Source organism: Chromobacterium aquaticum, from assembly GCF_021129195.1.
Lineage (GTDB): Bacteria > Pseudomonadota > Gammaproteobacteria > Burkholderiales > Chromobacteriaceae > Chromobacterium > Chromobacterium aquaticum.
The window spans coordinates 60,315-86,233 of record NZ_JAJOHW010000009.1; the positions used below are offsets into that span (position 1 = coordinate 60,315).

Here is a 25,919-nt window from a genome sequence, read left to right on the forward strand (position 1 = left end):
GCACGCCATGACACGCGACGAACACGCTTTCGCCGACATCCTGCAACAGGCCATCGGCCTGGGCCCGCTGCCGATGGCGGTGGCCCATCCCTGCAGCCGCGAAGCGCTGCTGGGCGCGGTGGAAGCCGCCGACCACGGCATCGCCACCCCCATCCTGGTGGCCCCCGCCGCCAGGCTGGCCAAGCTGGCCGACGAACTGGAAGTGGACCTGAGGCGCTTCGAGCTGGTCGACGTGCCACACAGCCACGCCGCCGCCGAACAGGCGGTGAGCCTGGTGCGCGACGGCTACGCCGACATCCTGATGAAAGGCAGCCTGCACACCGATGAATTCATGGGCGAGGCGCTGGCGCGCGGCACCGGCATCCGCACCGACCGCCGCATCAGCCACGTCTGGATCATGAAGGTGGAAACCTATCCGCGCTACCTGTTCATCACCGACGCCGCGATCAATATCGAGCCCGATCTGCTGACCAAGCGCGACATCTGCCAGAACGCCATCGACCTGACCCAGGCGCTGGGCATTTCCCAGCCCAAGGTGGCCATCCTGGCCGCAGTGGAAACCATCAATCCGGCGATGCGCTCCACGCTGGACGCCGCCGCGCTGTGCAAGATGGCGGATCGCGGCCAGATCACCGGCGCCATCCTCGACGGCCCGCTGGCCTTCGACAACGCCATCTCGCGCGAAGCCGCCGACAGCAAGGGCATCGTCTCGCCGGTGGCCGGCGATCCCGACATCCTGCTGGTGCCGGACCTGGAAGCCGGCAATATGCTGGGCAAGCAGCTGACCTATCTGGCCGCAGCGGCCTCCGCCGGCATCGTGATGGGCGCGCGCGCGCCCATCGTGCTGACCAGCCGCGCCGACGACGCCACCGGCCGCCTGGCCTCCGCCGCGGTGGCCAATCTGCTGGCGCACAAGCGCCGGCAAAGCGGGCCGCGGCCATGAGCCGGGTGCTGCTTGCCGTCAACGCCGGTTCGTCCACCCTGAAATTCCGCGCCTTCGCGCCGGACGGACGCCAACTGCTGGCGCGCGGCATGGTGGACCGTTTCGGCCAGGCCAAGCCGGAGCTGCAATTGCTGGACGGCAAGGGCCAGATGCTGAGCTGCCGCGCGCTGGACGACGGCGGCCGCGCCAACGCCATCGCCGCGGTGATCAACAGCCTGGCCGATCAGCAACTGGAACCCGTGGCGGTGGTGCACCGCGTGGTGCACGGCGGCGGCCGCTTCACCGCCGCGACGCGGCTGAACACCGACATCCGCGCCCAGCTGGAAGAGTATGTGGCGCTGGCGCCCTTGCACCAGCCGGTCAGCCTAGCGGTGATTTCCGCTTTCGAGGAATACGACGCCAGGCTGCCGCAGTTCGCCTGCTTCGACACCGCCTTCCACGCCCAGCAGCCGGAAGTGGCCACCCGCTTCGGCATCGCCCGCCACTGGCATGACGAGGGCGTCCGCCGCTACGGCTTCCACGGCCTGTCCTACGCCGCCATCGCGCGGCGGCTGCCGGAGTTGGGCCTGGAGCACGCCAAGGTGGTGGTCTGCCACCTGGGCAGCGGCGCCAGCGCCTGCGCGCTGGACGCCGGCCGCAGCATGGCCTCCAGCATGGGCTTCTCCGCGGTGGACGGGCTGATGATGGGCAGCCGCCCCGGCTATATCGATCCGGAGGTCATTCTCTACTGGCAGGAACAGGCCGGCATGAGCGTGGCCGAGGTGAGACGCGAGCTGTACAAGAACTCCGGGCTGCTCGGCGTCTCCGGCATCTCGTCCGATATGCGCGAACTGCTGGCCAGCGATCTGCCAGCGGCGCGCGAGGCGGTGGAACTGTTCTGCTACCGCGTGGCGCGCGAAACGGCCAGCCTGGCCGCGGCGATGAAGGGCCTTGACGCGCTGGTGTTCACCGCCGGCGTGGGCGAGCACTCGCCGGAAGTGCGCGGCCGGGTGCTGCAGCAACTGGCCTGGCTGGGCTTCGAAGTCGACCAGGCCGCCAACCTGGCCCAAGCGCGGCGCTTGACCACCGCCGCCAGCGCGCGCGCCGCCTATGTGCTGCCCACCGACGAGGAAGGCGAAATGGCGCGCCAGGTGGCCGCGCTGCTGCAGTAAAACGCCGGGCCCGCCCTCAAGGCGGGCCGGTTTGGAGCGGCGGCGACATGCCCAAGGCAAGACGCGCGCGTCGCCGGCCGCTCTTATTCCAGCCAGTCGCTCATCGTCAGCCCCACGCCCAGCGCGCGGGTGCGCGCATTGTAATCGATCAGGTTTTCGCCATAACCATCGAAAGCCTGCACATAGCCGCGCAGCTTGCCCTTCAGCGGGAAGCTCCAGTCCAGTTGCAAGCCATGCTTGCCACTGTCGAAATTCGGCCGCCACAAGGCGCTGAAGGTCTGGCCCCTATATTGGTAGATCGCCTGCAGATCCCCGTGCCCCATGTATTTCATTATGTCCGGATTGTCATCGTTGTCGCCGGACTCCGGCAGCCGCGCCCACCAGCGGCCCTGCAAGGTGAACGGGCCATTATCCAGCGCCGCCATCGCGTACACCCGGTTCCAGCTGCGCGATAGGGGATTGGCGCGGCCGTTGGACTGGTGCAGCAGGCCCAGGCCGCCCATGCGCAGCCGGGTATCGCCCCAGGCCCAGGAGGACGGCAGCGGGAAGCTCAGGATCAGCTCCGGCTCGTAATCGGTTTCGCGGAACGGCGCGGAATGCGCCTTGTTGTAAATTTGCCAATGCGACTGCTGGGTATAGGCGAACCACAGGTTCAGCGGGGTATCGAAGATGTCTTCCCACACCTTGGTCTTGAACGACAGCTGGAACTTGGCCTCGGTCTTGTCCAGATCGCCGCCAGGAGTCTGGCTGGGCGGCCGGGTCGGCGACTGCGGCTCATTATTGGGCTTGGCCATCTGCCACACCGGCAGATAGTAATTGGGGCGATACATGCGGAAGCCGAAGGTATCGCCGCGCGAGCGTCCATCCAGGTCCCAGGCCTCGGCCAGCCGGCTGGCCGCCGCCACCGTGTCCGACACCACCTGCCCCGCGGCGGGCGCGACGGCCAATGACGGTTCCGGCGCGGGCACAGGCCGCGCCACCTCGGGCAGGCCGGCGGCCAGCCTGTCATAGCAGGCCAGACGCAGCTTGGCGTCCGCCAGGCGGCCGCATTCGGCCAATTGCTGCGGCAGCTCCGCCGCCAGGGTCTGCGCCGCGCACAAGGCCAGCGCCCAAGCCATCCATCCCGACATTGCCACGCCTCCAGCGAGGGAAATCAAAACGCCAGATACACAAAAGGCCCCGCGATGCGGAGCCTTTGCGTATTCTTCAGCGCTGGGCTGTTGATCAGGCCATGGCCTTGATCTGAGCCGACAGACGGCTCTTGTGACGAGCGGCCTTGTTCTTGTGGAACACGCCCTTGTCAGCAATGCGGTCAATCACTTTTTCGGAAGTCTGGAACACTACCTTGGCAGCGGCTTTATCGCCTGCTTCAACTGCCTTGAGCACTTTCTTAACTGCGGTACGGAACGCAGTACGCAGGCTGGCGTTGTGCGCGCGCTGCTTAAGGGCTGTGCGTGCACGCTTGCGAGCTTGTGCGCTGTTAGCCATGAATCTTTCTCCTGATGAGCGGAATCTGAAACCCGCGATTCTAAGCCCTAAACTCAGGTTTTGCAACAATAAACCCGGCGGCGTACACTAGCGGGCTTGCTCAACGCTAGATAAACCACCCGCAACATGAATCTGCTCAAGGCTCTGGCTGCTGTCAGCAGCATGACCATGGTGTCCCGCATCCTGGGCCTGGTCCGCGATACCATCATCGCTCGCGTGTTCGGGGCCGGCATGGCCGCCGACGCCTTCAACGCCGCCTTCAAGATTCCCAATATGCTGCGCCGCCTGTTCGCCGAAGGCGCGTTTTCGCAGGCTTTCGTGCCCATTCTCGGCGAATACAAGAACCAGCGCAGCGAAGAGGAAACCCGCGAATTCATCGCCAAGATCACCGGCGTGCTGGGTTCGGTGCTGCTGCTGGTCACCGCCGTCGGCATGCTGGCCGCGCCGCTGATCATGTGGATCTCTGCGCCCGGCTTTTACCGCGAACCGGCCAAGGCCGCCCTGTTCGCCGACATCCTGCGCGTGTCCTTCCCTTATATCTTCTTCATTTCGCTGTCCTCGATGACCGGCAGCGTGCTCAATAGTTGGGGCAAGTTCTCGATTCCGGCCTTCACGCCCACCTTCCTCAACCTCAGCTTCATCGTGTTCGCGCTGTTCTTCAGCAGCCACTTCGACCCGCCCATCATGGCGCTGGCCTGGGCGGTCTTCGTCGGCGGCCTGGTGCAGCTGGTGTGGCAGCTGCCCTTCCTGAAACAGATAGGCATGCTGGCGCGCCCGGTGTTTGCCTTCCGCGACCCGGCGGTCTGGCGCGTGATCAAACAAATGGGGCCGGCCATCTTCGGCGTGTCGGTGGCGCAGATCTCGCTGCTGATCAACTCCACCTTCGCCTCCTTCCTGCCCACCGGCAGCGTGTCCTGGATGTATTACGCCGATCGGCTGATGGAATTCCCGTCCGGCGTGCTGGGCGTGGCGCTGGGCACCATCCTGCTGCCCTCGCTGTCCAAACACGCCGCCACTCGCTCCGACGGCGAATTCAGCGTGCTGCTGGACTGGGGCATCCGCCTGTCGCTGCTGCTGGCGGTGCCGGCCACGGTGGGCCTGGGCCTGCTGTCCGGCCCGCTGCTGGCCACCCTGTTCACCTACGGCAAATTCACCGCCCACGACGCGCTGATGTCGCAGCAGGCGGTGATCGCCTACTCCTTCGGCCTGCTCGGCCTGATCCTGGTCAAGGTGCTGGCGCCCGGCTTCTACGCGCGCCAGGACATCAAGACCCCAGTGCGCATCGCGCTGATCACCTTGTGCCTGACCCAGTTGATGAACCTGGCCTTCGTGTTTCCGCTCAAGCACGCCGGCCTGGCGCTGTCCATCGGCCTAGCCTCCTGCCTCAACGCCGGCCTGCTGCTGCGCGCGCTGCTCAAGCGCGGCCTGTACCAGCCCTCCGCCGGCTGGGGCGGCTTTCTGGGCAAGATGGCCGTCGCCATCCTGGCGATGACCGCGGTGCTGCTGGCGCTGCAATGGCTGCTGCCGGTTCACTGGCATGGCCCTGCCTGGCAGCGCGTGTCCTGGCTCAGCCTGTTGGTGGTGGCCGGCGCAATCACCTATTTCGCCGCGCTGTTCGCGCTCGGCTTCCGCCCGCGCGACTTCATGCGCCGCGAACGCTGAACATGGCCAGCCAGCCGCGCCCGCCTATGCTGAGCCCAGCCGACCGCCAGACGGCCGGCGTGCTGCTGGTCAGCTGTCTGAGCCTGACCTTGCTGTACTACCCGGCCAACCGCCACTGGATGCTGGACTGGCTGCAGCAATGGTGGCCGGCGCTGGGCCTGTCCTTCCGCCAGCAAGTGGCGCACAACCCGGATACCGACCTCTACCGCGTCGCTTACTGGGCGCTGGCCAGCATCGTCAGTTACTGCCTGCTGCCGCTGCTGGCCATCCGCCTGATCGACCGCCGCCCGCTGAGCGACTTCGGCCTGGCCTGGCCGGACCGCGCCACGCTGAAGGCCGACCTCAAGCTTTTCCCGCTGTTCTACGCCGTGATGCTGCCCTTGGTGTGGTGGGCGTCCGGCCAGCCTGGCTTTTTGAAGATCTACCCCTTCTTCCGCCTCAGCTCCGGCGAAAGCATGTGGCCGCACTGGCTGCTGTGGGAGCTCTTGTATTTCGCCCAATTCGCCGCGCTGGAGTTCTTCTTCCGCGGCTATATGGTGCACGGCCTCAAACCACGGCTGGGCGTCAGCGCCATCTTCGTGATGGTGCTGCCCTATTGCATGATCCATTTTGAAAAACCGCTGCTGGAAAGCCTGGCCGCCATCATCGCCGGCGTTGCGCTGGGCGCGCTCAGCTACCGCTACCGCTCCATCTGGCTGGGCATCGCGCTGCATTGCAGCGTGGCGCTGACAATGGATTTGATGGCGCTGTGGCGCAAGGGCCTGCTTTAAAAAGCGGCTCACGCTCAGCGACGCCGCGGCGATGCCGCTTTGAAAACCGATATAATTCAAGCCATGAACACACAAGCCATGTCCCCGGAGCAATCGCCTCTGGGCAAAACCGTCAGCTATCAGGATCATTACGATCCCAGCCTGCTGTTTCCGATCCCGCGCCAGGTCAAGCGCGATGAAATCGGCGTGGACGCCGCCGCGCTGCCGTTTGCCGGCGTGGACATCTGGACTGGTTTCGAACTGTCCTGGCTCAATGCCCGCGGCAAGCCGCAGGTGGGCATCGCCACCTTCCGCATCCCGGCCGACAGCCCTAGCCTGATCGAATCCAAATCGTTCAAGCTCTATCTGAACAGCTATAACCAAACCCGGATGGCCGGCCTGGACGCACTGCGCCGCCAACTAGCCGACGACCTGTCCGCCGCCGCCGGCAAGCCGATAGGCGTCGACATCATGCTGCCGCAGCAGTTTGGCGGCGAAAGCATTGTCGAACTGGCCGGCGACTCCATCGACGATCTGGACATCGAAGTGGACAACTACGCGCCCTGCCCGCAGATTCTGCGCGCCGACGCCGGCGACATCGTCAGCGAGACCCTGTGCAGCCATCTGCTGAAATCCAACTGCCTGGTCACCGGCCAGCCGGACTGGGGCAGCGTGCAGATCCGCTACACCGGCCCGCGGCTGGACCGCGAGGCGCTGCTGCGCTACCTGATAGGCTTCCGCCAGCACAATGAATTCCACGAACAATGCGTGGAACGCATCTTCACCGATCTGCTCCGCGCCTGCGCGCCCAGCCGGCTCACCGTCTACGCGCGCTACACCCGTCGCGGCGGGCTGGACATCAACCCCTTCCGCAGCAATTGCGGCGAGATGCCGGTGGGCAACAGCCGTACCGCGCGGCAATAATATTTTTCTAAGCGGGAAAAGCGAACAGGCCGGCAAATGCCGGCCTGTTTGTCATTCTGGAAACGATGATCAATGGATCTTAGAGCCTGTTCAAAGTCTCGCGAGCTAGGGCGAGACAAGGCGAAAACGGTTGAAGAAGCGGAATGTACAGGTGGTACATGAGCATTCTGAAAGCGTTTTTAACGCCCTTGTCTAACTATTCCGCCGACGCGTAGCAGATCGTAAACAGGCTCTTAAGGATAGAACCAATAAAGGCTATACCCCATCGCATGCACCTTGCCGGCATCCAGCCGCATGGTGACCTTGACCTCGCTATTGGAATTGAAATGGCCAAGCTTGAAATCATCGGCCTTCAAATACTCCTTGGGCGCGAACACCTTGCGGATCAGCACCTGGTCGTCGGAGTCCTTCAGCGTCACTTCCAGCATCGGGTAGGCCTGGGAGTAAGTGGCGTGGTTTTTCAGCGTGGCGGATAGCTGGATCAGGTTGGGATAGTCCGGCACGAAGGCGAGCTCGGACCATTCGGTGCGCACGCGGGCGATATCGGTGGGCCAAGGCACCGCGCAACCCATGCCCACGCACAAAGCCTCCAGCGTCGGACGCAATTCCGGCACTTCGGCCGCGATGCGGGTGCGGTTGAAGTAGACCAGCTGGCCGGCCAACACCAGCACGCCAAACACGGAAACCAGCACCGCCAGCGCCGTCAGCAGCGGGTTGCGCCGGCGCGGCGTGTCCTCATCCGCTTCCGGCTCCTGCGCCGCGCTGGGCGCCGGTTTCCACTCCGGCTCCGGTTCGCGGCGCTCGAACGGCCGTTCCGGCTCGATGACGGCGGCCGGCGCTTCCGGTTCGGCTTGCGGCTCGGCGCGGCGACGGTTGCCGAACACTTCCGGCGTTGGCTCTTCCGGCGCGGCTTCTTCCGCGCCGAAAGGATTGCCCAGCGGCGCGCTGACATGGCGGTTCTGCATCGCCTCGGCCAGCGCGCGCTGGAACTCCTCGACATCGGCGCGCGCGGCCGGCGTTTCTTCCTGCGCCGGCAGCGGCGGCGGCATCAGCAATTCGTCCGGCGGCGGGGCTTCCGCGCCGGCGCCCGGATCGAAATCCGGCACTTCCAGTTCGAAATCGTCCAGTGCCTCGCTCTGTTGGGCGGGCGGCTGAACAGGCGGAGGCGCCGCGGCGCGCGGAGGCTCCGGCGGCGGCGCGTCCGCCACCACGAAATACTCGGTGGCGTTGAACACGTGCGAACAGCGCCCGCAGCGCACCAAACCATTGGCGGCCGCTAACTGGGCGTCATTGACCTTGAAGCGAGTCTGGCAACTGGGGCACTGTGTCGTATATGTCATACCGTGGGGCGTCGGATTCCTGTCAGTCTGGTCCATCCTTCGTCGAACACCGGAGCGTCCATCTGGAACCACTGTTCATAGATGGCGGACAGCTCTTCGGCCTGTTCGGCGAGAATGCCTGAAAGCACGATTCTACCACCGGTTTTGACATGGCTAGCCAGCAACTGGCCCAGCATGCGCAGCGGATTGGCCAGGATATTGGCCAGCACCACGTCGTAAACCGCTTCCGGGTTCTGGTCCGGCAGGCAGAAATCGGCCTTCACCTGGTTCTGCTCGGCATTGTCATGGCTGGCGCGCACCGCTTGCGGATCGATGTCCACGCCCAAGGCTGAGGCCGCGCCCAGCTTCAGCGCGGCGATGGCGAGGATGCCGGAACCGCAGCCGTAGTCCAGCACGCTTTCGCCGCCCTGCAGTTGGGCATCCAGCCATTGCAGGCACAAGCGGGTGGTGGGGTGGCTGCCGGTGCCGAAGGCCAGGCCCGGGTCCAGTTGCAGATTGACCGCGTTGGGCGCCGGCGGCTCGTGCCAGGTCGGCGTGATCCACAGGCGGTCGGAAATGCGGATAGGGTCGAACTGCGACTGGGTCAAACGCACCCAATCCTGCTCCTCCACCCGCTCCACGCTATAGCCCGGCAGCGTCAGTTCGCAGGCGGTGGCGGCGGCGGCGATCAGCAGCGCCACGTCGGCCGCTTCATCAAACAGGGTGATGATGCGGCTGCGGCTCCACAGCTTGTCCACCGGCTCGCCGGGTTCGCCGAAGATGGGCTCTTCGCGCTCGGTGCCGGCAAACGCGTCCTCGATCGCCGTGGACAGCGCGCCGGCGTCCATCAGCGCGTCGGCCAGACGCTCGGCTACGGTTGACTCGGCGTCAATGGTGGCTTGCAGCCATGCCATCAGGCTTCCCCTTTTTTCTGTTCGGCCAAGCGGTGCTCCAGATAGTGAATGCTGGTGCCGCCGCGCTGGAAGGCCGAATCCAGGAACAATTGCTGGTGCAACGGGATATTGGTCTTAATGCCGGAAATCGAGATTTCCGACAGCGCCACCCGCATCCGCGCCATCGCCTGGTCGCGGGTATCGCCATAGGCGATCAGCTTGCCCACCATGGAATCGTAATGCGAAGGCACGGTGTAGCCCTGGTAAATATGCGAGTCGATGCGGATGCCCGGGCCGCCGGCCGGGTGGTAGCTTTCGATCTTGCCTGGCGACGGCACGAAGGTGAACGGATCCTCGGCGTTGATCCGGCATTCCATCGCATGGCCGCGCAGCACCACGTCCTTCTGTTTGTAGCGCAGCTTTTCGCCGGCGGCGATGCGGATCTGCTCCTGCACGATGTCGATGCCGGTGATCATCTCGGTTACCGGGTGCTCAACCTGCACCCGGGTATTCATTTCGATGAAGTAGAACTCGCCGCGCTCGAACAGGAATTCAAAAGTGCCGGCGCCGCGGTAGCCGATGCGACGGCAGGCTTCGGCGCAGGCCTCGCCTATCTTCTGACGCTGCTTGTCGGTGATGCCCGGAGCCGGCGCTTCCTCGATGATCTTCTGGTGGCGGCGCTGCATCGAGCAGTCGCGCTCGCCCAGGTAGATGGCGTTGCCGTATTCGTCGGCCAGGATCTGGATTTCGATGTGGCGCGGCTCTTCCAGGAATTTTTCCATGTAGACGGTGGGATTGCCGAACGCCGCGCCGGCTTCGGTGCGGGTCATCTGCACCGAATTGATCAGCGCGCCCTCGGTATGCACCACGCGCATGCCGCGACCGCCGCCGCCGCCGGCGGCCTTGATGATCACCGGGAAACCGATCTTCTTGGCGATCTTGACGATCTCGGCCGGGTCATCCGGCAAGGCGCCGTCGGAACCGGGCACGCAAGGCACGCCGGCCGCGATCATCGCGTTCTTGGCCGACACCTTGTCGCCCATCTCTCGGATGGTGTCCGGGCGCGGGCCGATGAACACGAAGCCGGACTGCTCCACGCGCTCGGCGAAGTCGGCGTTTTCCGACAGGAAGCCGTAACCCGGGTGGATGGCCTGGGAATCGGTGACCTCGGCGGCGGCGATCAACGCCGGCACATTGAGGTAGCTCTTGCCGCTGGGCGCCGGTCCGATGCAGACCGACTCGTCGGCCAGCTTCACGTACTTGGCTTCGCGGTCGGCCTCGGAATGCACCACCACGGTCTTGATGCCCATTTCGCGGCAGGCGCGCTGGATGCGCAGGGCGATTTCACCCCGGTTGGCAATCAGAATTTTTTCAAACATGGAATTCTCCGCTGGCGGGCTCCGCGGCCGGCCTTGTCGCCGGCGCGGCCGGAGCCGCCAATGCTGTCTTGGCAAACAACAAGGGCACAGACGCTGCGCCGTGCCCTGTTGCTAAGCCTGTCGTTTGGCGCTTACTCGATGATGAACAGCGGCTCGCCGAATTCCACCGGTTGGCCGTCCTCGACCAGGATGGCCTTGACCACGCCGGAGCGGTCGGCTTCGATCTCGTTCATCAGCTTCATCGCTTCGATGATGCACAAGGTATCGCCGGCGTTCACGCTCTGGCCCACCTCGATGAAGCTCTTGGCGCCCGGGCTCGGCGAGCGATAGAAGGTGCCCACCATCGGCGACTTCATCGCGTTCTTGTCATTGCTGACCGGCGCGGCGGCCTCGGCGGCCGGAGCGGCCACGGCGGCGGCTTGGGCGTTGGGCACTTGCAGAGCGGTCATCGGTTGAGCGTAGGCCATCTGCGGCGCGGCGGATACGCGGGTGATGCGGACTTTTTCTTCCCCCTCGGTCACTTCGAGTTCGGCAATGCCGGATTCCTCGACGAGATCGATCAGCTTCTTGAGTTTACGGAGATCCATTGATAATCCTTCGAGTGGGATATTCGGTAGAGTGGGTCAGGCCTGCGCGGCAAGACGCCGGATGGCGTGCGCAAGCGCCAGTTCATAGCCGTGGGCGCCGAGTCCGCAGATCACGCCGACCGCGAGGTCGGAGAAATACGAATGCTGACGGAACGGTTCGCGGGCATGAACGTTGGAAAGGTGGACTTCTATAAACGGCAGCTTCACCGCCGCCAGCGCATCGCGCAAGGCGACGCTGGTATGGGTGAAAGCCGCCGGATTGATCAGAATGAAAGCGGTGCCGTCATTCAGGCACTGCTGCACGCGATCTATCAGTACATACTCGGCGTTGCTCTGCAACGCGGACAACTCAAACCCCGCGGCGCTAGCCTGCTGTTCCAGCCGCTGGTTGATATCGTCAAGCGTTTCCCGGCCGTAGTGCTGCGGCTCCCGCTGTCCCAGCAGGTTGAGGTTGGGGCCATGCAACACAAGGATTTTTCCGGTCAAAGCCTGCTCCTGTTTATCATCTTGGGCGCGAGTTTGCCGCAATTCGCTGCAAGATGTCTAGCTTTTGCGTCATTTCAAACAGCCGTTTGGATGCAAAACGGCGACACGACTCGAGTCAAAGCACTAGTATCCACGGGCGTTTTTCCGCCTGGCAAGTTTTTACCAACTTGCCGAAAATCGATGTTGATTCAGCGCAAATCCCGCCATACCCCGCACAAGCTGATGCCGGCCGGCGGCGGCACGGGTATAATTTGCCGATTCTGAATCTTTTACGTCTTATGCAGCTTTCCGACTTCGACTACCACCTGCCCGAGCAACTGATCGCCCAGCACCCTCCGGCGGAGCGCGGCGCCAGCCGCTTGTTGCACGTTGCCGGCCAAAACCGCGCCGACCTGCGCTTCAGCGACTTCATCGACCACATCAGCCCCGGCGACGTGATGGTGTTCAACGACACCCGCGTGATCAAGGCGCGGCTGTTCGGCGAAAAAGCCAGCGGCGGCAAGGTCGAGGCGCTGATAGAACGCGTGCTGGACGCCCACACCGCGCTGGCCCATGTGCGCGCCTCCAAATCGCCCAAGCCCGGCACCCGGCTGATCTTCGCCGAACGCTGGGAGGCCGAGATGGTAGAACGTCACGGCGAGCTGTTCAAGCTGCGCTTCCTGGCCGAGGACAATCTGTTCGACATCCTGGAAGCCTCCGGCAAGCTGCCGCTGCCGCCTTATATAGAACGCGGCGCCGGCGACGAGGATGACGAGCGCTACCAGACCGTCTACGCCCGCGAGCGCGGCGCGGTGGCCGCGCCCACCGCCGGCCTGCACTTCACCGAAGACATGCTGGAACAGCTGCGCGCCAAGGGCGTGCACCTGGCCTACGTCACCCTGCACGTCGGCGCCGGCACCTTCCAGCCGGTGCGAGTGGACAATATCGCCGAGCACAAGATGCACAGCGAAATCTACGAAGTGCCGGAAGCCACCCGCGCGCTGATCGCCGAGGCCCACGCCAGCGGCCGCAAAGTGCTGTCGGTGGGCACCACCAGCATGCGCGCGCTGGAATCCGCCGCGCGCGGCGGCGAACTGGCGGCCGGCTGCGGCGAAACCGACATCTTCATCACCCCGGGCTACCGCTTCCGGGTGGTGGACCGCCTGCTGACCAATTTCCACCTGCCCAAGTCCACGCTGCTGATGCTGGTGTCGGCTTTCGCCGGTTACGAGGAAATGCGCGCCGCCTACCAGCACGCGGTGGAGCGGGAATATCGCTTCTTCAGCTATGGCGACGCCATGCTGCTGGAACGCAAAGACTGATACGCGGCTTGACCGTTTAGGAGCACCCATGTCCGGACTCACCCCTGGCGCCGCGGCGCCGCAGGAAATCCAGCTGCACGCGGTATCGCGCGTGCTGGAAATCAGCTTCGACGACGGCGCGCGCTTCGAACTGCCCTGCGAATACCTGCGCGTCTACTCGCCTTCGGCGGAAGTGCGCGGCCACGGCGCCGGCCAGGAAGTGCTGCAAGTGGGCAAGCGCCATGTCGCCATCACCGCGCTGGAGCCGGTGGGCCATTACGCGCTGAAGATCACCTTCGACGACGGCCACGACAGCGGCCTCTACAGCTGGCAATACCTTTACGAGCTGGGCGCCAAGCGCGACCAGTACTGGCAGGATTACCTCAACCGCCTCGCCGCCGCTGGCGCGAGCAGGGAGTGACCATGGACAAGACGACCCACTTCGGCTTCAAGACCGTTGCCGAAAGCGAAAAAGCCGCCAAGGTGGCCGATGTGTTCCACTCGGTGGCCAAGAAATACGACGTGATGAACGACCTGATGTCCGGCGGCCTGCACCGGGTGTGGAAGCACTTCACCCTGACCACCTCCGGCGTCAAGGCCGGCGACAAGGTGCTGGACATCGCCGGCGGCACCGGCGACCTGTCGCGCGGCTGGGCCAAGCGCGTGGGCAAGAGCGGCGAAGTGTGGCTGACCGACATCAACAGCTCGATGCTGACCGTGGGCCGCGACCGGCTGCTGGACGACGGCCTGGTGCTGCCGGTGTCCTTGGCCGACGCCGAGAAGCTGCCCTTCCCCGACAACTACTTCGACGCGGTGTCGGTGGCTTTCGGCCTGCGCAATATGACCCACAAGGACGCGGCGCTGAAGGAAATGTGCCGGGTGCTGAAGCCGGGCGGCAAGCTGATGGTGCTGGAGTTCTCCAAAGTGTGGAAACCGCTGTCGCCGTTCTACGACTTCTACTCCTTCAAGGCGCTGCCGGTGATGGGCAAGCTGGTGGCTAACGACCCCGACAGCTACCAGTACCTGGCCGAATCCATCCGCATGCATCCCGATCAGGAAACGCTGAAGCAGATGATGCTGGACGCCGGCTTCGGCAAGGTGGATTACCACAATATGAGCGGCGGCGTGGTGGCGCTGCACAAGGGCTACAAGTTCTAAGAACCTGTTTACGATCTGCCGCGCGCCGGCGGAGACCTTGCGCGAGCGTCCGCTTCGAAATACTCATGCGGCGCACGGAGACTCCACGCCTGGTCTCGCCCTAGCTCACGGGATCGTGAACACGCTCCAAGCCCCCCTTAACCATCCACGCACGGAGACAGCGCATGGGCATCCAGATAGCCGCATTCAACCACCTGTTGAACCAGCACCCGGCGGTGCGGGCGGAACTGGCCGCGCACGCCGGACGGCGCATCGCCGTGGCGCTGCCGCCGCTGCAAGTGGCCGGCGTGCTCACCGATGAAGGCTGGCTGGCCGCCTGCGAGGGCGAGCCGGAAGCCACCGTCCGCCTCAAGCACGCCGCCGCGCTGGCGGCGGTGGCCGGGCGCGACCCGGCGCTGAACGATGTCCAGTTCAGCGGCGACGCCGAACTGGCCACCGCCGTCGGCCGCCTGCTGGGCCGCCTGCAATGGAACGCCGCCGAGGACCTGTCGCGGCTGGTGGGCGACACCGCCGCCCAGCGCGCGGAAACCCTGGCGCGCGGCCTGCTCGGCTTCAAGGGCCAAGTGGCCTGGCGGCTGGCCGCCAACTGGGTGGAGCACCTGCGCGAGGAAACGCCGGTACTGGCCAGCCGCCGGCTGGTGCAAGGCTTCATCGCCGAAGTCGACGCGCTGCGCGACGACGCCGGCCGCCTGGAAAAACGCCTGGCGCGGCTGCGGGCCGCGCTGCAACAAGAACAGACAAAGGCCTGACGGCACATGCGGATTTCGCGCTTCTTCAAGATCGTTTCCACCTTCTACCGCTTCGGCCTGGACGACTTCCTGGAAGGTCACTCCAAACTCGGCATCGTCCACAAGCTGTTCGGCCTGCTGCCGCTGCGCCGCGACACCAGCGCGCCGCTGCCGCAACGGGTGCGGCTGGCGCTGGAAAGCCTGGGCCCCATCTTCGTCAAATTCGGCCAGGTGCTGTCCACCCGCCGCGATCTGCTGCCACCGGACTACGCCGACGAACTGGCGCGGCTGCAAGACCGAGTGCCGCCCTACGACGGCCTGCTGGCGCGCGAGGTGATTGAACGCAGCCTGGGCCGCAAGGTGGACGAACTCTACCTCGACTTCGACAACACCCCGGTGGCCAGCGCCTCGGTGGCCCAGGTGCACAAGGCCTGGCTGCGCCAGCCCGATGGCGGCCGCGGCCGCGAAGTGGCGGTCAAGGTGCTGCGCCCCGGCATCCAGCCGGTGATCGAGCAAGACCTGGCGCTGATGGCCACGCTGGCCGGCTGGGTGGAAAAACTGTTCACCGACGGCAAGCGGCTGAAGCCGCGCGAAGTGGTGGCCGAGTTCGACAAATACCTGCACGACGAACTGGACATGATGCACGAGGCAGCCAACGCCTCGCAGCTGCGTCGCAACTTCAAGAACTCGGACATGCTGATCGTGCCCGAGGTATTCTACGACTACACCAGCCGCGACGTGCTGACGCTGGAATGGATGCACGGCATCCCGGTGGGCCAGGTGGACCGGCTGCGCGAAGCCGGCGTGGACCTCACCAAGCTCAGCCGCTACGGCGTGGAAATCTTCTTCACCCAAGTGTTCCGCCACGGCTTCTTCCACGCCGACATGCACCCGGGCAATATCTTCGTCGCCGCCGACGGCCGCTACATCGCGCTGGACTTCGGCATCGTCGGCACCCTGACCGACACCGACAAGCACTACCTGGCGGTCAACTTCCTCGCCTTCTTCAACCGCGACTACCACCGCGTCGCCACCGCCCACATCGAATCCGGCTGGGTGCCGAAAGACACCCGCGCCGAGGAACTGGAAGCGGCGGTGCGCACCGTGTGCGAACCCATCTTCGAAAAGCCGCTGTCGGAAATCTCCTTCGGCATGGTGCTGCTGCGCCTGTTCGAAACCAGCCGCCGCTTCAATGTGGAAATCCAGCCGCAACTGGTGCTGCTGCAAAAGACCCTGCTCAATATCGAAGGCCTGGGCCGCCAGCTGGACCCCAACCTGGACCTGTGGGATACCGCCAAGCCCTTCCTGACCAAGTGGATGAACGAGCAGATAGGCTGGCGCGGCCTGCTGCGCACGCTGAAGCACGAAGCGCCGCAATGGGCCACCACCCTGCCCACGCTGCCGCGCAAACTGAATGACGCGCTGTCCTCCGCCAACAGCGAGTTGCTGATCAGCGGCTACATCCAGCTGATGCGGGAACAGAAGCGCCAGAACTGGCTGCTGGCGCTGATCGCCATCCTGCTGGCGGCCTTGCTGTTGAAAAACTGGCTCTGACTCACAGCTCGCGCAGCGCCGTGCCCTCCGCCGGCTTGCGCAGCCAGCCCTCCAGCAGCTTGTAACTGTCCAGATCAAAGGACGGCGCCCCCTCCAGCGGGCCGCCGTCGCCCTGGCGCGAACCCAGATAGCACCAGCGGTCGAACACATGCTCGGCGCGCTCGCCGGTCACCTCATCGGTTTCCACCACCGCGATCGCGCCGGCGAACGGCCAGGCCTTCACCTTCAGCTTGGCCAAGGCGCCCAGCAGCCGGATATTGTGCACCTCCGCCGGCTCGCGGCCGATGCAGGCGCCGCGGCAGCGGCCCAGCTTCAAAGCCGCGCACGGCGCGCCCTTGCGGCTGGTCACCGCCTCCACGCCCAATACCGACTGACACAGCGCGTTGCCCAGCGCGATTTCCGCCAGGATCTTGCGCGCCTCGCGCGCATGGCGGAACAAACCGTACAAATCCGCGGTGCGACTGAAATCCAGCTCGCGCGCGTACACCACCTTGGGACGGGTGAAACCGTCCGCCTCCTCCAGCTGGATGGAACACAGCTCCGGGCTCAGCTTGCCGCGGTGATTATGCTGCGGCTTCAAGGCGTGGATCAGCCGCAGTTCCAGCAAATGCGCGCCGAACTCGCCCAGTGTCTCCCGCCACTCCACCCGGCCGATGGGCTCGCCGATATGCACTTCGCGGCTCTTGCCGCCGCCCTTGACCGCGGCGAAATGCGCCAGCACGCGGGTGCGCAGATTGCTGCCCTTGCCCACGTACAAGGGCTTGCCGTCCTCGCCGTACAGCGTGTACACCCCCGGCACATCCGGCAGCAACTCCAGCTGCTCCTGCAAGGCCGCAGGCAGACCGGCCAATTCCGGCGGCGCGGCCAATACCGCCGCCATCGCCGCGCCCACGGCCGCCGCGCCCAGCTCCTGATTGGCGATGCCGAGGAAACGGTGCACAGCCTCCGCGTCCGCCAGCGCCCGGTGCCGTTCCGGCAGGCGGATGTCGTGGCGCTCGATCAAGCTATCCAGGCTGTGCTTGAAAAACTGCGGATACAAGCGGCGCGACAGCTTCACCGTGCACAGCGACTGGCTCTGGAAGCGCAGGCCGGCGCGGCGGAATTCGTTCTTCAAAAAGCCATAGTCGAAACGCGCGTTATGCGCCAGGAACAGGCGGCCGGACAACATCGTCAGCAAGCGTTCCGCCAGATCGGCAAAGCTCGGCGCCGCCGCCACCATGGCGTCGGAAATGCCGGTCATGTTCTCGATAAAGGGCGGAATGGGCTGGCCGGGATTGACCAGGGAGCTGAAGCGCTCCACCCGCTCCCCGTCGATCAGGATCACCCCCACCTCGGTGATGCGGTCGCGGCTGATGTGGCCGCCGGTGGTTTCCAGATCGACGATGGCGCAAGGCTGGGCAAACAGAGGATTCAATATCTCGCTTTCGGAGGCGACGCGCGGCTCGCGGCGCGGGGACTCATGGGGATGCTGATTACACTATAGCCGCCGGCGGCCGGCGACATCGATCGCGGCATTCTACCGCAAGCGCTACTTCGCCTTCACCACCGGCACCTCATTCCAACGCGTGGTATAGGCCGGCGACAGCAAATCCTGCTTCATCTTCCAGCCCTGCTCCAGGCCCTCGGCCAACAGCTTGACCGTGCCGCGCCCCATGCGGCGGTTGATCGCATCCATCGCCGCCATCAGGCGCTGGCTCTTCTCATCCTCCGCCGGCCCGGCGAACAGATCACCCTGCGCCTTGTCCGCGTCCACTAGCTGCCAGGCCATCACCCCGCACTTCTGATAAGCGGCGCCGGGCCGCCATAAACGCTCCAGCGCCAACAAGGCCGCCTTCACCAACGCGCGGCTGTCGGCGCTGAGCGGCAGCAGCGGCACCACCTCGCTATCGCTCTGCACCGTGCCCAGCTGGTACACGCCGCGCTGCAAGCTCACTTGCAGAAAAGTGGCCAGCGAGCCCTGGCGCCGCAAGCGCTCCGCCACCATGGCCGCGTGCATCGCCACCGCCTCGCGCGCCTCCTCCAGCCGCGTCACCTTGTGGCCGAAGGAACGCGTGGACATCAAGGACTGCCGTGGTGGCAACGCCTCTTCCAGGCTCAGGCAGGACAGGCCGTCCAATTCGTCGGCGATGCGCGCCACGGTGACGCCGAAACGGCGGATCAACCAATCCCGGTCCGCCTCCGCCAGCGCCGCCGCGTGGCCGATGCGCTCCAGCCGCAGCTTGGCCGACAGCTTGCGGCCCACGCCCCAGATCTCCTCCACCGGCACCATGGCCAGCAAGGCCAGCCGCTCGCTCGCGTCCAACGCCTGCAAATTCATCACCCCGTCGCGGGACGGGTCCAGCTTGGCCAGGTGGTTGGCCAGCTTGGCCAAGGTCTTGCTGGGGCCGATGCCGACGCACACCGGCAAGCCCAGGCCGCGCAACATCGTGTCGCGCATCTGCTGCGCCAGCCGCGTCGGTTCCGGCTCGCCGCCGATGTCCAGGAAGCATTCGTCTATCGAATACACCTCCTGCGCGCGCGCGAAGCCGGCCAGCAGACGCATCGCGCGGCCGGACAAATCGCCGTACAGGGTGTAGTTGGAGGAAAACACCGCCACCCCCAATTGCTCCAGCCGCGCCCGCTGCTGAAAATAAGGCGCGCCCATCGGCACGCCCAAGGCCTTGGCCTCGGCCGAGCGCGACACGATGCAACCATCGTTATTGGACAGCACCACGATGGGCACGCCGGCCAGGCGCGGATTGAATACCCGCTCGCAGGAGGCATAGAAGGAGTTGCAATCGACTTGGGCGTAACAGGATGGCATGGCGGCGCGCGGCGGCTTGGGGATCATTGCAGTGTAGCGCCTGAGCGCGGCCGCGCGCGAGCGCGATCATGGGGCGGCAGGCGCCGCCCCTTTACGGTTTAAACCATCAGGCCTCGCGCAGGCTGCGCGCCGTCTCTTCGCGGATCAGGTCCAGCGCATTGTGATACTCGTCCAGCGCCCAACGCGCCAGCCGGCACACCCCGGCGGCCTGGGCGCCTTCCTCCGCCTCCGCCTGCGTGCCCAGCCGCGTCGCCACCTCCAACGCCGGGCGCAACATTTCCAGGGCTTCCAGCCCCAGTTGGCTGGCTTCCAATACGCGGCCCAGCAATTGCTGCCGCGTCACCGTTTCGCACGCTTGGCTCATGGTCTGTCCTCCTGCGACGAGGACTTCGAATTAAAAGAAAGGGAAAGGAGAAAAGGGAAGAATCGCATCGCGGCCTCCATGTCGTTTCCTGAGAGAAGGCCTGCCCGGACAGCAGGTTTGAGCAGGCACGTGACAAGGGTAGAAGACCGGTTTACTAGACCAAGACCGGCAGCCACAAGGGCTCCTTGCCACGGCCTGCCCCGAATGAGCATGACGTGGCAGCAGGCGTAGCTGTATCCAGTCGGACGCGGCTAGCCTGCGGTCTAGTAATTCGATTGGGCTTCTACTCCCGGCGCAGCGTTATTCGGCGCAGCGCGAGGCTCAGGGTACTGAGGCGGGCCGGGAGCGTCAAGAGAACGCGGGCCTCAAGGCAAGCCAGGAAACAATGCTTGAGCAGTCCCCGCCGCCCGAGGCACGCAAAGGTTCGATCCGAAGATTTCGCCCCCCGTCTGATCTCAATGAAAATGGACGCGCGATCCCGCCTCCCTGTTGGCCCGGCACGACAACCGCGGCCGGCCCATGCGCGGCCGGCTAAATTTTTTTGGAAAAAGGATTGACACTTAAAAAGCGAATCTATAGTATTCCGCTTCTCGCAAGACACAACGTCTCGCGAAACAGCGCACCCGTAGCTCAGTTGGATAGAGTATCTGGCTACGAACCAGAGGGTCGGGCGTTCGAATCGCTCCGGGTGCGCCACAACTTAGTGTCCCTATAGTTTAGCGGTTAGAACACCGCCCTTTCACGGCGGTAGCCGGGGTTCGATTCCCCGTGGGGACGCCACTAGCACCCGTAGCTCAGTTGGATAGAGTATCTGGCTACGAACCAGAGGGTCGGGCGTTCGAATCGCTCCGGGTGCGCCACAATTTGAAGTCCCTATAGTTTAGCGGTTAGAACACCGCCCTTTCACGGCGGTAGCCGGGGTTCGATTCCCCGTGGGGACGCCAGCATTAGCAAAAGCCCGTCATGGCAACATGGCGGGTTTTTTGTCATTCCGCCGCCCCGTTTCAGCGCTCCGCCCAGGCCAGCGTGGCCGCATAGCCCTCCGGCGCGGGCAAGGCCCAGGCCCGTGTCGCCGGCCAGCGGTCAGGCTCGGCAATGCTCAAAGGCAGTTCGCCCCGCGCCAGTCCGGTGGCGGCGAATGCGGACAGATGCTGGGCAATGCCCACGCCCCAGGCTTTCAACACCGCTTCCTTGATGGTCCACAACTGAAAGAAGGCCGCCACGTCCTGGCCGTGCCGGCACAATTCCAGTTCCTCCGGCCGCAGCGTCTGTTCCGCCAGCGCCGGCACGTCGCGCATCGGCTGCACCGTTTCGATGTCCACGCCCACCTGGCCGCCACGCGCGATGGCGATCAACGCGTAGGCGCCGGAATGCGACACATTGAACACCGGCGCGCCGGGCAGGCTCAAGACCGGTTTCCCATGCGCGCCCAGCTCAAACATCAGCGCGTCAGGCGCCAGGCCGGTTTCTTGCGCCAGCAGCCGCCTTAAGGCCAGCCGGGTCAGCGCGAATTGCAACTGATTGATGGTACGCAGATAGCGCAGGCAGCGCTTGCGCTCGTCCTGGCTCAAGCCCGCCAGCAGCGCCTCGTCCACCGGCCAATCCACATCCAGCCGCACGCGATACAGGCGCAAGGCCTGCGGCGCGCCCGCCGGGCTGGGCAAAAGCTTGATCAAAGCGTTCAGGTCCATCCGCCTCTCCGCGCAAAAACCGCCATTATCCCCGGCCAGCGCCGGCTAAGCCATGCCGTTTTGTGACCGCCGCGCCACAGCCGCGCCCTTTTCGCTCGCCTCAAGGCCTGTTCCAGGTTGAATTCGATAATGAGAATCGTTACCATTTGGCCATGGATAAATTCATGCACGCCCACACCGCCTCCAAGCCCGGCACCGGAACCAGCGCTGCCAGCCTGCCCCCGGTGCTGCGCAGTTGCGAACTGTTCGCCAAAGGCAAGGAAATCCTGATCGAACATCAGGGCGAAATGTATCGCTTGCAACTGACCCGCAACGGCAAGCTCATCCTGATCAAATAGGTCCCAGACCACACACACCGCAAGCCAGCCAAGACTAGCCAGCCAGCGGAAGCACCCAACCTTAGGAAGTTTGGAGTTTCCATGGCCTTATTTCGCGCCACCCCCTTGGTTCTGAGCCTGGCCGCCGCCTGGCCCGCGCTGGCGGCAACGCCGGCGGAACTGGAGACCGTTCAGGTCACCGCCCACCGCAGCAGCAAGTCGCTGGCGGAAACCGCGCCCAACGCCAGCGTGATCTCGCGCCACAAGCTGGACGAGCAACTGGTGCGCGACATCGCCGACGCGGTCAAATACGAGCCCGGCGTGGAAGTGGCCACCGATCCGGCGCGCCGCGGCAATGCCGGCTACACCATCCGCGGCATCGACGGCAACCGCATCCTGATGCTGATCGACGGCATCCGCCTGCCGGAATCCTATGCTGGCGGCGGCAGCAATAACGGAGCCGTTTCCGGCCGCGATTACGTGGAACTGGAAACCCTGCGCGCCATCGACATCGTCAAGGGCCCCACTTCCAGCCTGTACGGCTCCGACGCCATCGGCGGCGTGGTCGGCTACCGCACCAAGACCGTGGACGATTTCGTGCCGGAAGAGCAAGGCGTGGGCGGCAGCGTCAAGGGCTTTGGCGGCACCGCCAACAATGGCTGGGGCAGCAGCGCCGGCGTCGGCGTCAAGGGCGAGCGCGCCGATCTGATGCTGCTCTACACCCACCGCAACGGCCACGAAACCGACAACCAGGGCAATAACGACAGCAGCAGCACGCTGCGCACCAAGCCGAATCCGCAAAGCTGGGACAGCGACAATGTGCTGGCCAAGCTGGGCTTCAAGCCGGCCGCCAACCAGCGGCTGGAACTGACGCTGGAACACTATCGACGCGATGCTGATACCAATCTGCTTAACGCCTTAACCTCTACGGTACGCCAGAACCAATCCAAGGACAGAACCCAGCGCGACCGCGCGTCCCTTGCCTGGGAAGGCAAGCAGCTGGGCGCCTTCGACCGCCTGGCGGTGAAGGCTTACTACCAGAAGCTGGACAACGCCGACACCAATACCGAATGGCGCAGCAACGGCCAGCGCATTTTTTCTGATTACGGTTTTACCCAGGACAGCTATGGCCTGACGTTGGAGGCCGAGCACAACTTCCAGGCCCTCTCCGCCGAACACCAGCTGTTGTGGGGCGCGGACTTGAGCCGCAGCGACACTAGCCGGCCACGGATGAAGACGCTGTATAACACCAATGGCAGCAGCAGCAATGTCGTGGGAACCGACACCTTCCCCAACAAGACCTTCCCGGATAGCCGTTCCGAGCGCATCGGCCTGTTTGTCCAGGACGAAATCAAGTTCGGCAACGGTCTGGTGGCGTCTCCGTCGCTGCGTTGGGATCACTACAAGATGACACCGCAGCCGGACCAGGCTTTCGCCAACGGCAACCCCAACAACTATCAGGTGCCCACCTTCAAGGACGGTGCCTTCTCGCCCAAGCTGGGTCTGAGCCTGCCGTTCGCCGATCATTACACCGGCTTCCTGCAGTTCTCCTCCGGCTTCCGCGCGCCGCCGTTCGACGATGCCAATATGGCTTTCTCCAACACGGCTGGCAGCTACAAATACCAGGTCATCCCCAATCCCAACCTCAAATCAGAAACCAGCCGCGGCGTGGAGTTGGGCCTGAAAGGCCAGTGGGACAGCTTTGACTTCGGCGTCACAGCCTATGCCAACCGCTACAAGGACTTCATTGATCAAGTTGCATTGGGCATGATCGATGGCTTTGACACCATCCAGTACCAGAATGTCGGCGAAGTCGAGATCAAAGGCGTGGAAGGCCGTGCCGCCTGGCGCTTCGCGCCGAGCTGGCGCGCGATGGCGTCCATCGCCTACACCCATGGCCAGAACAAGCAGAAGAACGAGCCGCTGGCCAGCATCACCCCGCTCAACGCCACGCTGGGCCTGCGCTACGACCAGGCCAGCTTCGGCGGCGAAGCCTTGCTGAAACTGGCCCGCGCCAACACCCGCCTGCCTGACGTCAAACCCCAGGGCAGCAGCCAAAGTCAGCCGCCGTTCAAAGCTCCGGGCTACGCCGTGCTGGACCTGACCGCTTACTGGAAGCCGGCCAAGAACACCACGCTGCGCGCCGGCGTGTTCAACGTCTTCGACCAGAAATACTGGAAAGCCGCCGACGTGCGCGGCAAGACCAGCAGCGAGCGCGCGCTGGACCTGTTCACCCAGCCTGGCCGCAACCTCAGCGCCAGCGTCGAATACACCTTCTAACCGCGAGCGCCCGTCCCGTGGCGGGCGCCCGCTTTTGATCGCTCCAAGGAGAACCAGAATATGACCGACTTCAGCCAGCTGTGGGATCGTTACCAAATCCTGAAAGCCAGCCAGCCGAAACTGCGCGCGCGCGACGCCGCCGACGCGCTGGGCGTCAGCGAGGCCGAGCTGGTGGCCGCCGACCCGGCCAGCCAAGCCCTGCAGCCGCATTGGAACGATATCCTGAGCCAGATCGCCCATCTGGGCCCGGTGATGGCGCTGACGCGCAATCACGCCTGCGTGCATGAAACCACCGGCGATTACCGCAATGTGCAGATCGACGGCAAGATAGGCCTGGCCATCAACCCTATCATCGATCTGCGCATCTTCCTGTTCCATTGGCAGCATGCCTTCGCCGTCACCACGGCCGGCGCGCGCGGCGAGCAGCGCAGCCTGCAGTTCTTCGACCGTTTCGGCGAAGCGGTGCACAAGATCTACCTGACCGCCAATAGCGATCTGGCCGCCTACCAGCGCCTGGTGGACACCTTCGCCGCGCCCAAGGCTGTGCTGAGCATAGACCCACAGGAAGCCGAGGCGGCGGAGTTGGACGACGAGGCCATCGACAAGGCCGGCTTCCAGCAGGAATGGCAGAGCTTGCAGGACGTGCACGCCTTCCATCCCTTCCTGCGCCGCTGGGGCGTGTCGCGCCAGCAGGGCTTCCGCCTGGCGCCGGAAGGCCAGGCCTGGCGCGTGCTGCCGGAAGCGGTGGAGCAGCTGCTGCGCCGCGCCGCCCATATCGAAGCCCCCATCATGGTGTTCGCCGGCAACCGCGGCATGATCCAGATTCACACCGGTCCGGTGCGCAATGTGCAGATCGTCGGCAACTGGCTCAATGTGCTGGACCCGCACTTCAACCTGCATCTGCGCACCGATCTGATCGCCGAGGCCTGGGTCACTCGCAAGCCGGGCGATCACGGCGTGGTCACCTCGCTGGAGCTGTTCGACGATAAGGGCTTGTCGCTGGCCACTTTCTTCGGCGAACGCAAGCCGGGCCAGGCGGAACGCGTGGAATGGATCAAGCTGCTGGGCGAGCTGCCGGCACTGGAGCGCGCCGATGTCGCCTAAATTCGCCTTCGCCGCCCTGCTGGGCCTGGCCGCCGCGTTGCCCGCCTGGGCGGCAGGGAACCTCGAAAAACCGTCGCGAGCGGTTCGAGAGCAAGGCGCACCGCGCGCAGCGACCGAGATAGTACAAACGGTACAGCGAGGGAGCGAGCACGGAGCAACGCAGCTATCGAACCGCACAGCAGGTGTTTCCACGGAGCAACGCAGCTATCGAACCGCACAGCAGGTGTTTCGAGGCTTCCCGCGCAACGCATCGTGGTGATGACCCCTGACATCGCCGACATCGTGGTGGCGCTGGACGCCGGCAAGGAAGTCGTCGGCCGCGACCGTTCCAGCAAGTCGCCGGCGCTGGCTCAGGCGCAGGTGGTGGGCTTTTCCCGCGCGCTGAACGCCGAAACCATCGCCCGGCTCAAGCCCACCCTGGTGCTGGGCAGCGCCGAGGCGCAACCGCCGACGGTGTGGACCCAGCTGCGCCAGTTGCAGGTGCGCGCCGAGGAGGTGACGCGCCGCGAGGACGGCGCGGACTTCGCCGACGCGATCCGCAAAGTGGGACAGCTCTTGGGCCGCGACGCCAATGCCCAGCAACTGGCCAGCCGTTGGCAGCGCGAGATGGCGCCGCGCCCGGCGCGCGGCGTGCGCTACCTGGTCAGCTACGACGGCCAACTGGTGGCCGGCCGCGACACCGCCGCCGACACCCTGATCCGCGCCGCCGGCGGCGTCAACGTCGCCAGCCAGCTGTCCGGCTTCAAGCCTATGGCCCGCGACGCCTGGCAAAGCCTGCAACCCGACGTGATCATCCTGGGCAGCCACACCGGCGCGGTGCACGGCGGCAAGGAGGCCTTCTCCAAGCGACCGGAAATCGCGTCCACGCCGGCCGGTAAGCAGGGCCGCATCTATCTGCTGCCGGCCAAGGACGCAATGATGGTGGGACTGAACAGCCCGGCGGTGGTCGAGCAAATGGTGAAGATGTGAGCACGCTGAGCATGGAAGCCGCCGCGCCCAGCCGCGCTCGCTGGCTGCTGTTGGGCCTGATCGCCGCCAGCCTGCTGCTGCCGCTGCTGG

General features: G+C 65.0%; 25 protein-coding genes and 4 tRNA genes. 18 read left to right on the top strand and 11 right to left on the bottom strand.

What is annotated here, in order from left to right:
• Nucleotides 1-7 precede the first annotated feature (7 nt).
• The gene (locus tag LQT98_RS01680) at nt 8-943 is read left to right on the top strand and encodes a phosphate acetyltransferase (RefSeq protein WP_231460905.1); all 936 of its coding nucleotides are present in this window, start codon (nt 8-10) and stop codon (nt 941-943) included.
• Entirely contained in the window at nt 940-2,094 is a 1,155-nt protein-coding gene (locus LQT98_RS01685) for an acetate/propionate family kinase (RefSeq protein WP_231460906.1), read from the top strand. Before LQT98_RS01680 ends, LQT98_RS01685 begins: the two co-directional genes overlap by 4 nt.
• An 83-nt stretch (nt 2,095-2,177) precedes the next feature.
• Here LQT98_RS01685 and LQT98_RS01690 read toward each other — a convergent pair whose 3' ends face one another.
• Together LQT98_RS01690 and rpsT are read right to left on the bottom strand one after the other, a co-directional pair.
• On the bottom strand, nt 2,178-3,224 hold the full coding sequence (locus LQT98_RS01690; protein ID WP_231460907.1) for a phospholipase A: 1,047 nt from the start codon (nt 3,222-3,224) through the stop codon (nt 2,178-2,180).
• A gap of 94 nt (nt 3,225-3,318) precedes the next feature.
• Nucleotides 3,319-3,582 carry a 30S ribosomal protein S20 gene (rpsT, locus tag LQT98_RS01695; RefSeq protein ID WP_048409254.1) on the bottom strand — a complete coding sequence of 88 codons (264 nt, stop codon included), beginning with the start codon at nt 3,580-3,582 and terminating at the stop codon, nt 3,319-3,321.
• 126 nt (nt 3,583-3,708) lie between these two features.
• On the opposite strand from rpsT, the gene murJ reads away from it, so the two are divergent.
• From murJ to queF, 3 genes are all read left to right on the top strand, one after another.
• Complete coding sequence (gene murJ / locus LQT98_RS01700; RefSeq protein ID WP_231460908.1) at nt 3,709-5,244, top strand: murein biosynthesis integral membrane protein MurJ; 1,536 nt, start codon at nt 3,709-3,711, stop codon at nt 5,242-5,244.
• A 26-nt stretch (nt 5,245-5,270) separates the two neighbouring features.
• Nucleotides 5,271-6,014 carry a CPBP family intramembrane glutamic endopeptidase gene (locus LQT98_RS01705; protein ID WP_231460909.1) on the top strand — a complete coding sequence of 248 codons (744 nt, stop codon included), beginning with the start codon at nt 5,271-5,273 and terminating at the stop codon, nt 6,012-6,014.
• A 63-nt stretch (nt 6,015-6,077) separates the two neighbouring features.
• Nucleotides 6,078-6,917, top strand: coding sequence for an NADPH-dependent 7-cyano-7-deazaguanine reductase QueF (gene queF / locus LQT98_RS01710; RefSeq protein WP_231460910.1), 840 nt, complete (start codon nt 6,078-6,080; stop codon nt 6,915-6,917).
• 233 nt (nt 6,918-7,150) lie between these two features.
• Here queF and LQT98_RS01715 read toward each other — a convergent pair whose 3' ends face one another.
• The 5 genes from LQT98_RS01715 to aroQ form a co-directional block, all read right to left on the bottom strand.
• Entirely contained in the window at nt 7,151-8,257 is a 1,107-nt protein-coding gene (locus tag LQT98_RS01715) for a DUF3426 domain-containing protein (RefSeq protein WP_231460911.1), read from the bottom strand.
• Nucleotides 8,254-9,150: a 50S ribosomal protein L11 methyltransferase gene (gene prmA / locus LQT98_RS01720; RefSeq protein WP_048409250.1), complete on the bottom strand. Its 897-nt coding sequence runs from the start codon at nt 9,148-9,150 to the stop codon at nt 8,254-8,256. The genes LQT98_RS01715 and prmA overlap by 4 nt, the downstream gene beginning before the upstream one ends.
• Complete coding sequence (gene accC, locus LQT98_RS01725) at nt 9,150-10,508, bottom strand: acetyl-CoA carboxylase biotin carboxylase subunit (RefSeq protein WP_231460912.1); 1,359 nt, start codon at nt 10,506-10,508, stop codon at nt 9,150-9,152. The genes prmA and accC overlap by 1 nt, the downstream gene beginning before the upstream one ends.
• A gap of 131 nt (nt 10,509-10,639) precedes the next feature.
• Nucleotides 10,640-11,095 carry an acetyl-CoA carboxylase biotin carboxyl carrier protein gene (gene accB / locus LQT98_RS01730; RefSeq protein ID WP_048409248.1) on the bottom strand — a complete coding sequence of 152 codons (456 nt, stop codon included), beginning with the start codon at nt 11,093-11,095 and terminating at the stop codon, nt 10,640-10,642.
• Nucleotides 11,096-11,131: 36 nt separating this feature from the next.
• Entirely contained in the window at nt 11,132-11,581 is a 450-nt protein-coding gene (aroQ, locus tag LQT98_RS01735) for a type II 3-dehydroquinate dehydratase (RefSeq protein ID WP_048409323.1), read from the bottom strand.
• Nucleotides 11,582-11,859: 278 nt separating this feature from the next.
• Between aroQ and queA the strand changes: the two genes are divergently transcribed.
• The 5 genes from queA (at nt 11,860) to ubiB (ending at nt 16,301) form a co-directional block, all read left to right on the top strand.
• The gene (queA, locus tag LQT98_RS01740) at nt 11,860-12,882 is read left to right on the top strand and encodes a tRNA preQ1(34) S-adenosylmethionine ribosyltransferase-isomerase QueA (RefSeq protein ID WP_231460913.1); all 1,023 of its coding nucleotides are present in this window, start codon (nt 11,860-11,862) and stop codon (nt 12,880-12,882) included.
• A 28-nt stretch (nt 12,883-12,910) separates the two neighbouring features.
• Entirely contained in the window at nt 12,911-13,282 is a 372-nt protein-coding gene (locus LQT98_RS01745; protein ID WP_048409246.1) for a gamma-butyrobetaine hydroxylase-like domain-containing protein, read from the top strand.
• A 2-nt stretch (nt 13,283-13,284) separates the two neighbouring features.
• Entirely contained in the window at nt 13,285-14,019 is a 735-nt protein-coding gene (ubiE, locus tag LQT98_RS01750; protein WP_048409245.1) for a bifunctional demethylmenaquinone methyltransferase/2-methoxy-6-polyprenyl-1,4-benzoquinol methylase UbiE, read from the top strand.
• A gap of 164 nt (nt 14,020-14,183) precedes the next feature.
• Nucleotides 14,184-14,768, top strand: coding sequence for a ubiquinone biosynthesis accessory factor UbiJ (locus LQT98_RS01755; protein ID WP_231460914.1), 585 nt, complete (start codon nt 14,184-14,186; stop codon nt 14,766-14,768).
• Nucleotides 14,769-14,774: 6 nt separating this feature from the next.
• Nucleotides 14,775-16,301: a ubiquinone biosynthesis regulatory protein kinase UbiB gene (gene ubiB / locus LQT98_RS01760; protein ID WP_048409243.1), complete on the top strand. Its 1,527-nt coding sequence runs from the start codon at nt 14,775-14,777 to the stop codon at nt 16,299-16,301.
• A 1-nt stretch (nt 16,302) separates the two neighbouring features.
• Here ubiB and LQT98_RS01765 read toward each other — a convergent pair whose 3' ends face one another.
• From LQT98_RS01765 to LQT98_RS01775, 3 genes are all read right to left on the bottom strand, one after another.
• The gene (locus LQT98_RS01765; protein ID WP_231460915.1) at nt 16,303-17,715 is read right to left on the bottom strand and encodes an exonuclease domain-containing protein; all 1,413 of its coding nucleotides are present in this window, start codon (nt 17,713-17,715) and stop codon (nt 16,303-16,305) included.
• Nucleotides 17,716-17,829: 114 nt separating this feature from the next.
• Nucleotides 17,830-19,131, bottom strand: a complete 1,302-nt coding sequence (locus tag LQT98_RS01770; protein WP_231460916.1) for a Y-family DNA polymerase — start codon at nt 19,129-19,131, stop codon at nt 17,830-17,832.
• Nucleotides 19,132-19,210: 79 nt separating this feature from the next.
• Nucleotides 19,211-19,468 (bottom strand): hypothetical protein, encoded by a 258-nt coding sequence (locus tag LQT98_RS01775; RefSeq protein ID WP_048409241.1) that lies wholly within the window; start codon nt 19,466-19,468, stop codon nt 19,211-19,213.
• 619 nt (nt 19,469-20,087) lie between these two features.
• Here LQT98_RS01775 and LQT98_RS01780 point away from each other — a divergent pair.
• The 4 genes from LQT98_RS01780 (at nt 20,088) to LQT98_RS01795 (ending at nt 20,412) form a co-directional block, all read left to right on the top strand.
• Nucleotides 20,088-20,164: transfer RNA gene (locus LQT98_RS01780), tRNA-Arg, on the top strand.
• A 9-nt stretch (nt 20,165-20,173) separates the two neighbouring features.
• A tRNA-Glu gene (locus tag LQT98_RS01785) sits at nt 20,174-20,248 on the top strand.
• 3 nt (nt 20,249-20,251) lie between these two features.
• Nucleotides 20,252-20,328 (top strand) — tRNA-Arg (locus LQT98_RS01790).
• Nucleotides 20,329-20,337: 9 nt separating this feature from the next.
• Nucleotides 20,338-20,412, top strand: a tRNA-Glu gene (locus LQT98_RS01795).
• Nucleotides 20,413-20,472: 60 nt separating this feature from the next.
• Here LQT98_RS01795 and LQT98_RS01800 read toward each other — a convergent pair.
• Nucleotides 20,473-21,159 carry a 4'-phosphopantetheinyl transferase family protein gene (locus LQT98_RS01800; RefSeq protein ID WP_048409240.1) on the bottom strand — a complete coding sequence of 229 codons (687 nt, stop codon included), beginning with the start codon at nt 21,157-21,159 and terminating at the stop codon, nt 20,473-20,475.
• Between the two features lie 164 nt (nt 21,160-21,323).
• Between LQT98_RS01800 and hemP the strand changes: the two genes are divergently transcribed.
• The 4 genes from hemP (at nt 21,324) to LQT98_RS01820 (ending at nt 25,829) form a co-directional block, all read left to right on the top strand.
• Nucleotides 21,324-21,497 (top strand): hemin uptake protein HemP, encoded by a 174-nt coding sequence (gene hemP, locus LQT98_RS01805; protein WP_048409321.1) that lies wholly within the window; start codon nt 21,324-21,326, stop codon nt 21,495-21,497.
• An 81-nt stretch (nt 21,498-21,578) separates the two neighbouring features.
• Nucleotides 21,579-23,756 carry a TonB-dependent hemoglobin/transferrin/lactoferrin family receptor gene (locus LQT98_RS01810; RefSeq protein ID WP_231460917.1) on the top strand — a complete coding sequence of 726 codons (2,178 nt, stop codon included), beginning with the start codon at nt 21,579-21,581 and terminating at the stop codon, nt 23,754-23,756.
• Between the two features lie 60 nt (nt 23,757-23,816).
• Nucleotides 23,817-24,860, top strand: a complete 1,044-nt coding sequence (locus LQT98_RS01815) for a hemin-degrading factor (protein ID WP_231460918.1) — start codon at nt 23,817-23,819, stop codon at nt 24,858-24,860.
• A 258-nt stretch (nt 24,861-25,118) separates the two neighbouring features.
• Nucleotides 25,119-25,829, top strand: coding sequence for a heme/hemin ABC transporter substrate-binding protein (locus LQT98_RS01820; RefSeq protein WP_231460919.1), 711 nt, complete (start codon nt 25,119-25,121; stop codon nt 25,827-25,829).
• Nucleotides 25,830-25,919 lie beyond the last annotated feature (90 nt).

Bases quoted from the DNA above. Each gene is read 5' to 3' on its own strand.
- LQT98_RS01680 (WP_231460905.1), top strand. From the start codon at position 8: ATGACACGCGACGAACACGCTTTCGCCGACATCCTGCAACAGGCCATC.
- LQT98_RS01685 (WP_231460906.1), top strand. From the start codon at position 940: ATGAGCCGGGTGCTGCTTGCCGTCAACGCCGGTTCGTCCACCCTGAAA.
- LQT98_RS01690 (WP_231460907.1), bottom strand. From the start codon at position 3,224: ATGTCGGGATGGATGGCTTGGGCGCTGGCCTTGTGCGCGGCGCAGACC.
- rpsT (WP_048409254.1), bottom strand. From the start codon at position 3,582: ATGGCTAACAGCGCACAAGCTCGCAAGCGTGCACGCACAGCCCTTAAG.
- murJ (WP_231460908.1), top strand. From the start codon at position 3,709: ATGAATCTGCTCAAGGCTCTGGCTGCTGTCAGCAGCATGACCATGGTG.
- LQT98_RS01705 (WP_231460909.1), top strand. From the start codon at position 5,271: ATGCTGAGCCCAGCCGACCGCCAGACGGCCGGCGTGCTGCTGGTCAGC.
- queF (WP_231460910.1), top strand. From the start codon at position 6,078: ATGAACACACAAGCCATGTCCCCGGAGCAATCGCCTCTGGGCAAAACC.
- LQT98_RS01715 (WP_231460911.1), bottom strand. From the start codon at position 8,257: ATGACATATACGACACAGTGCCCCAGTTGCCAGACTCGCTTCAAGGTC.
- prmA (WP_048409250.1), bottom strand. From the start codon at position 9,150: ATGGCATGGCTGCAAGCCACCATTGACGCCGAGTCAACCGTAGCCGAG.
- accC (WP_231460912.1), bottom strand. From the start codon at position 10,508: ATGTTTGAAAAAATTCTGATTGCCAACCGGGGTGAAATCGCCCTGCGC.
- accB (WP_048409248.1), bottom strand. From the start codon at position 11,095: ATGGATCTCCGTAAACTCAAGAAGCTGATCGATCTCGTCGAGGAATCC.
- queA (WP_231460913.1), top strand. From the start codon at position 11,860: ATGCAGCTTTCCGACTTCGACTACCACCTGCCCGAGCAACTGATCGCC.
- LQT98_RS01745 (WP_048409246.1), top strand. From the start codon at position 12,911: ATGTCCGGACTCACCCCTGGCGCCGCGGCGCCGCAGGAAATCCAGCTG.
- ubiE (WP_048409245.1), top strand. From the start codon at position 13,285: ATGGACAAGACGACCCACTTCGGCTTCAAGACCGTTGCCGAAAGCGAA.
- LQT98_RS01755 (WP_231460914.1), top strand. From the start codon at position 14,184: ATGGGCATCCAGATAGCCGCATTCAACCACCTGTTGAACCAGCACCCG.
- ubiB (WP_048409243.1), top strand. From the start codon at position 14,775: ATGCGGATTTCGCGCTTCTTCAAGATCGTTTCCACCTTCTACCGCTTC.
- LQT98_RS01770 (WP_231460916.1), bottom strand. From the start codon at position 19,131: ATGATCCCCAAGCCGCCGCGCGCCGCCATGCCATCCTGTTACGCCCAA.
- LQT98_RS01775 (WP_048409241.1), bottom strand. From the start codon at position 19,468: ATGAGCCAAGCGTGCGAAACGGTGACGCGGCAGCAATTGCTGGGCCGC.
- LQT98_RS01800 (WP_048409240.1), bottom strand. From the start codon at position 21,159: ATGGACCTGAACGCTTTGATCAAGCTTTTGCCCAGCCCGGCGGGCGCG.
- hemP (WP_048409321.1), top strand. From the start codon at position 21,324: ATGCACGCCCACACCGCCTCCAAGCCCGGCACCGGAACCAGCGCTGCC.
- LQT98_RS01810 (WP_231460917.1), top strand. From the start codon at position 21,579: ATGGCCTTATTTCGCGCCACCCCCTTGGTTCTGAGCCTGGCCGCCGCC.
- LQT98_RS01815 (WP_231460918.1), top strand. From the start codon at position 23,817: ATGACCGACTTCAGCCAGCTGTGGGATCGTTACCAAATCCTGAAAGCC.
- LQT98_RS01820 (WP_231460919.1), top strand. From the start codon at position 25,119: ATGACCCCTGACATCGCCGACATCGTGGTGGCGCTGGACGCCGGCAAG.